This window comes from Paenibacillus doosanensis (assembly GCF_025060755.1).
Taxonomy (GTDB): domain Bacteria; phylum Bacillota; class Bacilli; order Paenibacillales; family NBRC-103111; genus Paenibacillus_S; species Paenibacillus_S doosanensis.
Map to the genome: position 1 here is coordinate 25,028 of NZ_JANYUY010000074.1, position 10,298 is coordinate 35,325.

The 10,298-nt window shown below is 54.0% G+C and carries 11 protein-coding genes and 1 riboswitch; of the genes, 7 read left to right on the forward strand and 4 right to left on the reverse strand.

What is annotated here, in order from left to right; translation table 11 throughout:
• Window positions 1-72 precede the first annotated feature (72 nt).
• The 4 genes from N0M98_RS31025 to N0M98_RS31040 all read left to right on the forward strand — a co-directional run bounded on the left by N0M98_RS31025 (window position 73) and on the right by N0M98_RS31040 (window position 2,959).
• Window positions 73-615: a hypothetical protein gene (locus N0M98_RS31025; RefSeq protein ID WP_249860574.1), complete on the forward strand. Its 543-nt coding sequence runs from the start codon at window positions 73-75 to the stop codon at window positions 613-615.
• Window positions 616-704: 89 nt separating this feature from the next.
• Window positions 705-1,550 carry a SanA/YdcF family protein gene (locus tag N0M98_RS31030; protein WP_259620197.1) on the forward strand — a complete coding sequence of 282 codons (846 nt, stop codon included), beginning with the start codon at window positions 705-707 and terminating at the stop codon, window positions 1,548-1,550.
• A 19-nt stretch (window positions 1,551-1,569) separates the two neighbouring features.
• The gene (locus tag N0M98_RS31035; RefSeq protein ID WP_259620198.1) at window positions 1,570-2,136 is read left to right on the forward strand and encodes a GNAT family N-acetyltransferase; all 567 of its coding nucleotides are present in this window, start codon (window positions 1,570-1,572) and stop codon (window positions 2,134-2,136) included.
• Between the two features lie 79 nt (window positions 2,137-2,215).
• On the forward strand, window positions 2,216-2,959 hold the full coding sequence (locus tag N0M98_RS31040; protein WP_259620199.1) for a metallophosphoesterase family protein: 744 nt from the start codon (window positions 2,216-2,218) through the stop codon (window positions 2,957-2,959).
• A gap of 149 nt (window positions 2,960-3,108) precedes the next feature.
• On the opposite strand, the gene N0M98_RS31045 is transcribed toward N0M98_RS31040, so the two are convergent.
• Both N0M98_RS31045 and N0M98_RS31050 read right to left on the reverse strand, forming a co-directional pair.
• Window positions 3,109-3,624 (reverse strand): YwhD family protein, encoded by a 516-nt coding sequence (locus N0M98_RS31045; RefSeq protein WP_249860570.1) that lies wholly within the window; start codon window positions 3,622-3,624, stop codon window positions 3,109-3,111.
• 17 nt (window positions 3,625-3,641) lie between these two features.
• On the reverse strand, window positions 3,642-3,830 hold the full coding sequence (locus N0M98_RS31050; protein ID WP_259620200.1) for a hypothetical protein: 189 nt from the start codon (window positions 3,828-3,830) through the stop codon (window positions 3,642-3,644).
• Between the two features lie 43 nt (window positions 3,831-3,873).
• Here N0M98_RS31050 and N0M98_RS31055 point away from each other — a divergent pair, with 43 nt between their 5' ends.
• The 3 genes from N0M98_RS31055 to N0M98_RS31065 all read left to right on the forward strand — a co-directional run bounded on the left by N0M98_RS31055 (window position 3,874) and on the right by N0M98_RS31065 (window position 7,928).
• Complete coding sequence (locus tag N0M98_RS31055; protein WP_259620201.1) at window positions 3,874-6,045, forward strand: M1 family metallopeptidase; 2,172 nt, start codon at window positions 3,874-3,876, stop codon at window positions 6,043-6,045.
• 14 nt (window positions 6,046-6,059) lie between these two features.
• A complete protein-coding gene (locus N0M98_RS31060; protein WP_249860567.1) occupies window positions 6,060-6,875 on the forward strand; it encodes a hypothetical protein in 816 nt (271 codons plus the stop codon).
• Between the two features lie 442 nt (window positions 6,876-7,317).
• Window positions 7,318-7,455, forward strand: a riboswitch (cyclic di-AMP (ydaO/yuaA leader).
• Between the two features lie 5 nt (window positions 7,456-7,460).
• The gene (locus N0M98_RS31065) at window positions 7,461-7,928 is read left to right on the forward strand and encodes a C40 family peptidase (protein WP_249860566.1); all 468 of its coding nucleotides are present in this window, start codon (window positions 7,461-7,463) and stop codon (window positions 7,926-7,928) included.
• Window positions 7,929-8,346: 418 nt separating this feature from the next.
• Here N0M98_RS31065 and N0M98_RS31070 read toward each other — a convergent pair whose 3' ends face one another.
• Entirely contained in the window at window positions 8,347-8,889 is a 543-nt protein-coding gene (locus tag N0M98_RS31070; RefSeq protein ID WP_249860565.1) for an NADPH-dependent FMN reductase, read from the reverse strand.
• 222 nt (window positions 8,890-9,111) lie between these two features.
• Window positions 9,112-9,726: a DUF975 family protein gene (locus N0M98_RS31075; protein ID WP_259620202.1), complete on the reverse strand. Its 615-nt coding sequence runs from the start codon at window positions 9,724-9,726 to the stop codon at window positions 9,112-9,114.
• Window positions 9,727-10,298: the final 572 nt, after the last annotated feature.

Genomic DNA, 10,298 nt, shown 5'->3' on the forward strand with positions numbered 1-10,298 from the left:
AGCCGCATCCTTCATCGGTGCGGCTTGGTTGTCTTTGGCACCAAGAACGCCCACCGAAGGAGGCTTCTGCTTATGAACATCCGCTTATCCTCCGTCCGGGCCGTCGCCGATCGCCTGGAGAGCTCCGGCATCGCCTATGCCTCCGGCGGCAGCGGCCTGCTATGCAGCCTAGGGCTCGCGGATAAGGTGAACGATTGGGACTTTACGACGGAAGCGTCGCAGGAAGAACTTACTGCTGCCCTGCAGGATTTTTCCTGCATTGTCGCGCCGAGCGGGGACTATCCGTTTGCCAGCGAATGCCGCTTGTCCATCCCGGACAGCGCCCCGCCCTTCGACATTATCGGCCGCTTCGCCGTCCACAGCGACTCGGGGGTGGTCCGCCTGCCCGTTCTAACGAGCGCCGTCTGGCATGGCATCCGCATCGGCAGCCCGGAAGTATGGGCCGTCGCTTATGCCCTGATGGGACGGCAATCCAAAGCCGCGCTGCTGCTCGCTTATTTACGTGAACACGGAGCGGACCGGGAGGCGCTGCGGCTTCTGCTCGAAGAGCCGCTCCCGGACCGCATCCGCGCCGAGCTGGAACGGCTGCGGCTGCGACCTGACGCACCAAGATAAGCTCGGGAACGCACTATCTTTCCGATCATCGTACTCCTTTGCCGAGACAGGCAATAATCCATAGTAAGCTAAAGGGAATGATAATCCGTATGTTGAAACTAAGGTTACGCAGCATCATTGCGAATTGGGCCGCCCGGTTTCGAAGGAGCCGGAAACGCAGCGCAGGCCGGCCGGAGCTGCGGCCGCTGATTCCGCGGCGCTATTCGGGTATGCGAAGCGGCCGGAAAACAGCGGACTTGCTTCGCAGTGCAAATCCTTTATTATGGAATAAAAAAGTGCTGCTGCTGCTTATTCTGCTGTTGGCCGCTCCGGTCGCCTGCGCGCTCGGCATCAACGCGTACGTGCAATCTGCGGCAGCGCCTTATATTGTCGGCGTTCAGGATGCTCCCGAAGCCGACGCCATCCTTGTACTCGGAGCGCGCGTATACCCGGACGGCTCGGTATCCAGCATGCTGAATGACCGGCTCGAGGTCGGGCTTGAGCTGCACAAGGCGGGCAAAGCTTCCAAATTCATCGTCAGCGGCGATCACGGCCAGATCACGTACGACGAAGTGAACACGATGCGGCGATTTTTGGAGCAAAGAAATATTCCAGCGCAGCATATTTTCATGGACCACGCCGGCTTCAGCACCTATGAGAGCATGTATCGAGCCAGGGATATTTTCCAGACGAAGAAGCTGCTTATCGTTACCCAGCAGTACCATCTGATGCGCGCGGTTTACGAGGCTCGTCAGATGGGCTTGGACGCTTACGGCGTCGCCTCGGACAAGCAGCGGTATGCCGGCATGCCGCGCTTCGAAGCAAGAGAAGTACTGGCCCGCAACAAAGATTTCCTGTATGTCCATCTGCTGAAGCCGAAGCCGACTTATTTGGGCGATCCGATCCCGGTTTCGTCGGCGGACGGAAGGGAGACTCTGGACGGCAAGCATCCGTAAACGAAAGGAGAGCTGCGGCATGATTCTGCAATCCGGCCCCATTCATCTTCGACCGCTGGTCTTATCCGACGCCCCCGCCCTGCAGGAGCTGCGCGCGGCCAATCGGGATTATCATCGGCCCTTCGAGCCGCTGCGTTCGGACGATCAGTTTACGTTAGCTTTTCAGGAAGAGCAAATCCGCAACAATCTGCTTGACTCGGAGCGCGATAAGAGTTACATTTTCGGTATTTTCCTCCGTGAAGAAGACCGCCTCATCGGACGCATCTCCTTGACGTCGGTGTTTCGGGGGCCGTGGCAGAACGCCAATATCGGCTACTTTATGGATTTCCGCTTTACGGGCCGGGGGCATATGACGCTGGCGGTGAAGCTGGCCGTGCAGTACGCCTTCTTCGGATTGAAGCTGCATCGGGTGCAAGGAGCGGTCATGCCGCGCAATATCCCTTCCATTCGCGTGCTGGAAAAGGCCGGCTTCCGCTATGAGGGCTTAGCCCGTAACTATTTGCATATTCATGGGGTATGGGAAGATCATAACCTGTATGCGATTACGTCCGAAGAACTCGGATATGCGCCGGAGGACCCGGTCTAACGCTTCACGCCAGAGTGCGACGCACTTCTCCCAGAGGATGGGCAATCGTATTTTATCAGATGGTCAAGGAGGGCTGCATATGCAACAAATAGCTGTCATCTCGGACATCCACGGCAATATTCCCGCGCTTCAAGCAGTGCTGGACGATATAAGCCGGCGCGGCATCACAACGTTGTACTGCCTGGGCGATCTGGTCGGCAAAGGTCCTAACCCGGCGGAATCGGTCGACCGGATTCGGGACGTTTGCGAGCTTGTCATCATGGGCAACTGGGACCATCTGATGGCCAAGCCGAACGGCAACGAGGACTTGCGCTGGCATCAGCGGCGGTTGGGAGAGGAGCGGTTGGACTGGCTTAAGACGCTGCCGTTCTCCCATGACTTCACGATGAGCGGCAAGCGAATCCGGCTCTTCCACGCTTCTCCCGTCAGCGTCTACACCCGCGTACAGCCGTGGGATTCGCTCGATAGCCGGCTGGCTATGTTCAATAATACCGACAGAACCGGAGCTCCTTACGGCGAATCGCTGCCGGACGTCGTCGGGTACGGAGATATTCATAACGCTTATATGCAAAACTTGAAGGGCCGCACTCTGTTCAACACGGGGAGCGTGGGCAACCCGCTCGATATGGCTTCCGCGTCCTACGCCGTTTTGGAAGGGGCTTTAGGCGATCAGGACGCCGCGCCTTTTTCCATTCAGCTGCTGCGCGTCCCTTACGATATTGAGCTGGCCGTCAACATGGCGGAGCAGGCCCGAATGCCCCAGCTGGAACCTTACGTTCGCGAGCTGCGAACCGCGCGCTACCGCGGGCTGAAGGACGAATGACCCGCGGGGCGGGGCGCACGCCAGGCAGCACAAAGAGGCAGACCTTTCGGTCTGCCTCTTTGCTGTCCTAGTATATGTTGCATATACTGAGGATTAGTATACATCGCTCTCGCTACCTTATACAATGGAAGTCACATAATGTACACAATTTATGCCAGCGCTTCCTTTAGCGTCTCGTCGGAGTTTTTCCACATGTCGGGGTTGTACTCCATCAGCAATTTTGTTAGCGCGGCCTTCTCGCGATCTCCCAAGTTATCGACCATAATGCGGCGTTTTAGCGCATAGTCCATCCGGTTGACATGGTCGGCCAATATTTTCCACCCGCGTCGCGCTTCCGGGTCCACCGTCATTTCGCAAGCGGTCACTCCGGCATAATACGAGCCGGTTTCGCGGCGGTCCGCCGCTACCCATACGATCCAGCAAGTACGTCCGTTCGGCACGTCCTCCTTGTTCGTCGAAAACTTGATTCCCTTTTCCACCTTGCTCTTCGCGTGCAGAGCGCCCATATCCAAATAAGCCTCGTCTCCGTCGATAATGACGCTGGACAATTGGCTTAAGTCGATCGATCCGGCTCCGAAGCCTTTATGCTCCTTTTTGCCCGCCACGATATTCAAGGAATTTAATTTCTTCGGCTTCTCCGCCGCCTGGTCTTTATTTATATCCATCGAAGGCACCATCCATTTTACAAGATAACATTGCTCACTTCTTCTATTTTATCTAAAAAGCGACCCTCATTTCCAGTGCATCCGAAAAAATATGGTTTTCCGGCTGCGCCGCCGCTGTCTCTCGCCTGCACCGGATCGGCGCAAAGCGTCCTGCCGGGGTTGCAAAATTTCTTTTCCGGCCGGTAGAAATAATCCTCGTCCCACAAACATATACATGCTGTAGATGCTTGTCAACGGGGTGAAAAATAGATGAAAAATGTTTTTGGCAACCGACTTGCGCAATGGTGTTTGGTTATCGTACTAGCCAGCGGAGCCACGTTTGTAAGCCAAGCCCTGCCGGCTGGCCATCCTGAGGCGCAACTCACTCTCTTCTCCGACATAGGGCAAGGTACGAACTTGATCGGCTCTCTGGCGCCAAATCCCGTTACTTTCGATTCCTCCTCCGTCAAAGGAGAGCCTGAATTTCCAACGTTTCAATATGATTTATCCCAAGCCGACGGCTCCTCGCTCGGGCTTCAGCCGCAGCCGCTGGCGAAGCCCGCAGCCTCGCTGCTGAACGAACCGGGCTTGCCTCCCGCACCGCCCAGTCTGCCGGCCAAGCCGGTGGAGAAGCCCGCCCCGCAGCCGCTCAGCAATCGCATCGTAGAATATCATATGAACGTCGAGCTCGACGCCGACGCCAAGTCGCTATCCGGCACCCAGACGCTCACGTGGAAAAACCCCGGGAACCTTCCCGTGCAGGAGCTGTACTTTCATCTGTATCCCAACGCGTTCAATTCCAAAAAGACGACGTTCATGAGAGAATCGGGCGGCAAGCTGCGCGAGGATAAAAGCAGCGAGAACAGCGTCGGCGGGATGGAACTCAGCAGTATGAAGACGCTCGACGGCGAGGAGCTTCTCTCCCGGGGCGAGTACGTTCAGCCCGATGACGGGAACAAGGATGACCGTACTCTGATCAAGGTCACTTTGCCGAAGCCTGTGGGCGGCGGAGAGAAAATTACGCTCAAATCCGTATTCTCGGTCAAGCTCCCGGCCGTATTCGCCCGCATGGGTTATGCCGGAGATTTTATTATGACGGGCCAATGGTTCCCCAAAATCGCCGTCTACGAGCCCAAGGGCGTGCGGGGAAGAAGCGACGAAGGCTGGAATTTGCATCAATATCACGGCAACTCCGAGTTTTATGCGGATTTCGGTATTTACGACGTCCGCATCAAGGTGCCCAGCAACTACACGGTGGCGGCCACCGGTTTCCCGACAAAATCGCCGGTCGACGACGGCAAGACGAAAACCTATTCGTTCTACTCGGACGATGTGCACGATTTTGCTTGGGCCGCTTCGCCGAATTTCATTTATTACGAGGAGCCGTACGCCACGGCGCAAATCCCGGGAGTACGCATTAAGCTGTATCTCGATCCCAAGCACGAAAATTTGAAAACCCGCTACATGACCGCCGCCAAAAAAGCGCTCGCCCGCTATTCGCAATGGTACGGCACTTACCCTTACTCGACGCTATCCATCGTCGTTCCTCCGGCGGACGGCAACGGCGCGGGAGGAATGGAATACCCGACCCTCGTTACCGGCTGGGGTGCCGCCGACGATCAGCCCGACCTGGAGCTCGAACGGGTCATCGTCCATGAAATCGGTCATCAATTCTGGTACGGCATGGTCGCCAGCAACGAATTCGAGGAGGCTTGGCTCGACGAAGGCTTCACCTCCTACGCGGAGGATAAGCTGATGGAGCTGGAATACGGCGTGAAGCCGAACCTGACCGTCGAATCGAGCTACATCACTGCCCCCGAAGCGCTGAAGCAAAATTCCTGGAGCTATGCCGGACACAATCAATACGCGGAAAATGTGTACACCCGAGCCAAGCTTGTGCTCAAATCGATCGAGCAGCAGGTCGGCCGAGATACGATGGACCGCGTGATGAAAACGTATTTTCAACGCTGGAAATTCAAGCATCCGACGACCGAAGACTTTCAGAAGGTGCTGGAGGATGTGACCAAAACGAGCTGGCGCACCTTTTTCGATCAATATATTTACGGAGGGCTGATGGTCGACTATGCCGTGACGGACATTCAGTCGAAGAAGGTCGTCCGAGACGGGCAACCGATGTACGAAAACACCGTACGCATTCAAAAGTTCGGCGGCACATACAATAACGTCCCGATCCGTTTCCATTTCGCCGACGGCTCGCAGATCGATAAAACATGGGACGGCATCGACGCGGATGTGCTGTTCAAGCTGAACCATACGGCTCCGCTGGATTATGCGGTCGTCGATTCGCAGCATTCCATCGTGCTGGAGAACAAACGAATTAACAGCTTTATGAAAACGAATGTCGATTCCAAGCTGTCGATTCGCTGGAATCTGGGAGTCGTCAAATTAATCGAGACCTTATTCGGATGGGTCGCATGGTGAGGTGAACGGTACCTATGTGGAAAACGGTAAAAAACGGTTGGCATCTGACCTGGAACCAGCCATTCGTCGTTTGCACCTTATTCATCTACAATTTATTGTGGGGACTGGCGCTCTATGAAATGATCCGCTCGATCATTGTTCCCCTGCTCCACCGCTACCCGGGCCCGGAGCTGGAACGGCAAGCCGTCCACATGTTCTGGATCGAAGGACAGTTTCAGCTGATGAAGACCGATCTTATCGACAGCTATGTCGGATGGGGATTGTGCCTGCTTATCGCACGCATGCTGCTGAGCCCGCTGCTTAACGCCGGGGTGTACTACTCCCTGCAGCATACCGAATTGAACGCCGGCTACCGCTTCGTACAGGGCATGAGGGAGTTCGCCCTCCCCTTCTTCCTCCTGTACGTCCTTCAGATCGCTTTGCAGCTTGCGCCTCTGTATTGGCTCGTACCCAAGACTGTCGATATTTACGGCAAACACGCCACCATCTATGCCATCGCGCAGGAAGTGCTGCCGCTGCTCATCGCCTACGGAGTGTATACCTTCCTCATGCAGACGGTCTTCATGTATTTGCAGTTCGGGCGGATCAGCGGCAAATCGTCGCTTTTCGCTCTAACACTTCTCCTGCGCAATCTGTTCCCGATCCTGGTGCTTGCGGCAGCTCTGCTCATCGTCATCTTGGCCGTGTCCACGGCCGTTATGGCCTCCGCTATGATCTGGACCGGCTTTCTCGCCCTGCTCGGCTATCAGGTGTACCGATTGATCCATATGTTCTGCAAGCTATGGGCTATCTCGACGCAGTATGCCCTGTGGAGCGCCAAGAGCGAATAGAGCTCCGGCCATCCGGCAATCGCCTCCCGGCGCGAGCCTGCGACCGAACGTAAGAAAAACCTTCCCGAATCACAATTACAGTGATGAAGGAAGGTTTTTTTATTTTATCGCATCAAAATAGCTCCGGTATGTTCCGGACATGCCTATCCCCTTACAAAATCCAGTGCCTTAGGGCCTATATCCATAGGCCTTCGCAAAACGCCCCTAGCTTCTCATTCTTCCTTTTGTCAAAGTCTATCGGCATTTGTCGAAACCTCTTCTGTCTCCCCTTGCCTCTGCAGCGAAATTTTCGTTCATTCCCCAAGGAAAACCCTTACATTTATTGTATGTTCATGGTTCGACTCTAAAAGGTTTCAAAAAATACGCATTAATTGTGAATTTTTTGTGACAGCGGAAGGAAAAATGCGGTTTTCATCGAAATATTGTATTCGACTCAAAAAAATCGTACATATTGCCGAATTTCCACAGATTGGGAAACGGGGGATCCAGACCCGGGTGAATTGATCTCGTCTTAAAGTGATCATAGGGAACCTTCAACCGAACCCTTAAGCTAACCTCGTAGGCACCGGAAGGGGACTATTTCTTTTGAAGAAGTTGTTTGGATTTGCCGTATCTGTGGCACTGTTTTGCAGCTTTCAAGCAGGAAGCGCTTTTGCGGAAACGCCGCTAAGTCAAGCCGTGAACGAAGAACTTGGAGTGCCTTATAAGTGGGCAGGAACCACGACGAAGGGCTTCGACTGCTCAGGCTACACTTCCTTTGTTTTCGCAAAATTCGATATCGACTTGCCTCACACGTCAAAAGGACAAGCAGAAATCGGTACGACAGTAGCCCAAGATGATCTTCGCCCTGGCGATCTCGTGTTTTATAACACGGATGGCAAAGGAATCTCTCATGTCGGCATCTACGTCGGGGACGGTAAGTTCTACCATTCCGCGACAAACAAAGGCGTTACGGTAACCAAGCTTAGCGACTCGTACTATACGAAACGCTTCGTAACCGCAAAGCGCATTTTGTCGGACGACCAGTATCAGCAAGTGATGACCGACAAGTAATATTTCGAGTGGTTCCTTCATGCAGCCCTTAAGCGTTTGTTTCCGTCACGCCCCACGTGCCGGACAAGCCTTAAGGGCTTTTTTTTCGTTAAAGTATGCCTTTGCGCTAGCTCGCTCCGGAGGCGGTCCTTAACGGTATGATCTGCTGCTTCTTACGCAGGACCACACTTCGTTGGCAAAGCTCCGAATAGGAGCTTTTCTTCATTATAGCTAGAATAACTCCATTTTGGAAGCATTTTTTATTAGGAGGTACTAAGACATGATCCTAGCGTTTCCCACTAAGGTACGGCTGCCTTTGAAATCCCCCTGCAGTATAGAAGGTAAAGGCCCCCGAACGGGGTGGCAACGGGATGCCGTCACCACTCTGCCTCAGGCGGTGCAGCCGTTCGGACAGACACTCGAGGGCGCCGGCATCGCCTTACTGCGGACTCGAAACGGCATCGCTTAATGCGTTAAGCAGAAGCCGAAGATCCTTTTCCATATCCGGGTCGGTGAGGCCTCCTTGTGCATCCAGCTTTTTACTGATGAACGGGATTCGCAGCGAAGCCCCGTCCGGAATGCGGGCGCTCATTATATTGAGCGTCAGCAGCAGCGAAGCGTGCGCCTTCTCGCCGCCCGCAGCAGACGGAGAAGCGCTGATAACCGCAGTCGGTTTGCCGAGGAACTCCCCGGACGATACGATCCAATCCAAGGCGTTTTTGAGACTTCCCGGAACTCCCGCGGCGTACTCCGGCGTGCAGACAAGGACGGCATCGGCTGCGCGAAGCGCTTCCCGCCAAGATACGACGGCTGCAACCGCCTCATCCCCATCCATTTCCGGGTTAAAATGCGGCAAGTCTCCTATCCCTTCATATAACGACAGCTTCATCCCTTCCGGTGCCAACGCCGCGCAAGCCTTCAGCAGCGCCGTATTCCATGACTGTTTACGCAGGCTGCCGGAAATCGTTACAATGTTCGTCACTTTGAAATACCTCCTTCTTTCCCTCCGCGTTTTTCTGGCTTCAGCGGGTCGCTTCATTATAAACCGTCACGTTAGTGAGAGAGTCAAGCGGTCGGGAACGAGAAAAAACGCCCTTCGGCCGGTAAAGGCAGAGGGCGTTTCACTTGCGGGTCGGTTATGTTCAGCAGGCGGACAGATCGCTTATCCGCAACGATGCCATAAAGACTTAAAGCCGCTTCACGCTTACATCGGCAGACTGTCGAAATTCGCTTGGTACGTCTCCGTACGATGCTTCAAATCCTGGTGAAAAGCCGCCAGCGCCGCGTAGAAATACGGAATTACCCAAATCAAACCGATGCCAAACAAGATGAACCCGAGCACAAACCATCCGAGAAAGCTTAAGCACAGCATAAACAATCTCATCTTGTGTCCATCCATCATCAGCTTGCTCTGCCGAATCGCATCCAGCCCGCTGATGTCCGGATTGTCGTTCATGATAAAGTAAGCCTGGGAATAGCGCAGCGCCGCAATCACCCCGGGAACGATCAGCAGCAGCATCCACAAAGTCACGAAAATGCTGATTAGCAAATACAGCACGAACGAATTGAGAAACTGCCTGAACCCATGAAACACATTTTCAACCTTAGGCTCTTCCCCCCGGACCAGCCTGATGAAATACAGAAAGAGTCCCAGCAAGAACGGACCGGCAATAATCAGGCTCAGCAGCCAGTTAATCCCGGGAATCATCGCTGCAATGGTTAGAATCACCGATACGATAATCGTGGCGCCGATCGCTCCCGCCCAGTTTCCTTGGAGCGATTCTCTCGCCACCCGGCGAAGTTCAGAATTGGTCAACATTGAAATAATCCTCTCCTGTCCAGCTAAATTTGCGGCATTTTTAGCAATTACTGCCACCAATTCCATACCATCGTATACTGGGCGCTGCAGGATTTTCAACACTTTTTTACATTTTATCTGAAAATGAGACTTTATGCCTGAGCGTTATTTCACGCGGGCAAGACCAGGCCCGCTCCTTTCGTACGAGCCCAAGGACTATATGACTAGCCTAATTTGTAAGGTTTTTGTAAGGCCGGATAAGCTATGATGCTTATACCTGCTTCCGGATCAGTCCGTTTCGAATATTTGGGGGGAAGCGACTTCAGGAAGCGAGCCTATTCTAAAGTTTACACTTTATTAAGTCCAGCGGTATGATGTCAAGTCCCCGAATCGGTGGAATTGGAAATTTTCTTGGCTGTAACAGCTGGGAGTGCCGAAAAAAGGATAGCTCAAACTAAACCCAGCGAAAAATCGAGATAATATCCAGATTTTAACTGGGAATTATGCCAGGGACTTTAGCAAAGGAGGCGTTAATCCTTCGCAGGCGTCACCTTCTTCCGTGGCGTATAGAGTTGGCCGTTGCGTAGCAGCAC

Coding starts and splice junctions, on each gene's coding strand:
- N0M98_RS31025 (WP_249860574.1), top strand. CDS start 73: ATGAACATCCGCTTATCCTCCGTCCGGGCCGTCGCCGATCGCCTGGAG.
- N0M98_RS31030 (WP_259620197.1), top strand. CDS start 705: ATGTTGAAACTAAGGTTACGCAGCATCATTGCGAATTGGGCCGCCCGG.
- N0M98_RS31035 (WP_259620198.1), top strand. CDS start 1,570: ATGATTCTGCAATCCGGCCCCATTCATCTTCGACCGCTGGTCTTATCC.
- N0M98_RS31040 (WP_259620199.1), top strand. CDS start 2,216: ATGCAACAAATAGCTGTCATCTCGGACATCCACGGCAATATTCCCGCG.
- N0M98_RS31045 (WP_249860570.1), bottom strand. CDS start 3,624: ATGGATATAAATAAAGACCAGGCGGCGGAGAAGCCGAAGAAATTAAAT.
- N0M98_RS31055 (WP_259620201.1), top strand. CDS start 3,874: ATGAAAAATGTTTTTGGCAACCGACTTGCGCAATGGTGTTTGGTTATC.
- N0M98_RS31060 (WP_249860567.1), top strand. CDS start 6,060: ATGTGGAAAACGGTAAAAAACGGTTGGCATCTGACCTGGAACCAGCCA.
- N0M98_RS31075 (WP_259620202.1), bottom strand. CDS start 9,726: ATGTTGACCAATTCTGAACTTCGCCGGGTGGCGAGAGAATCGCTCCAA.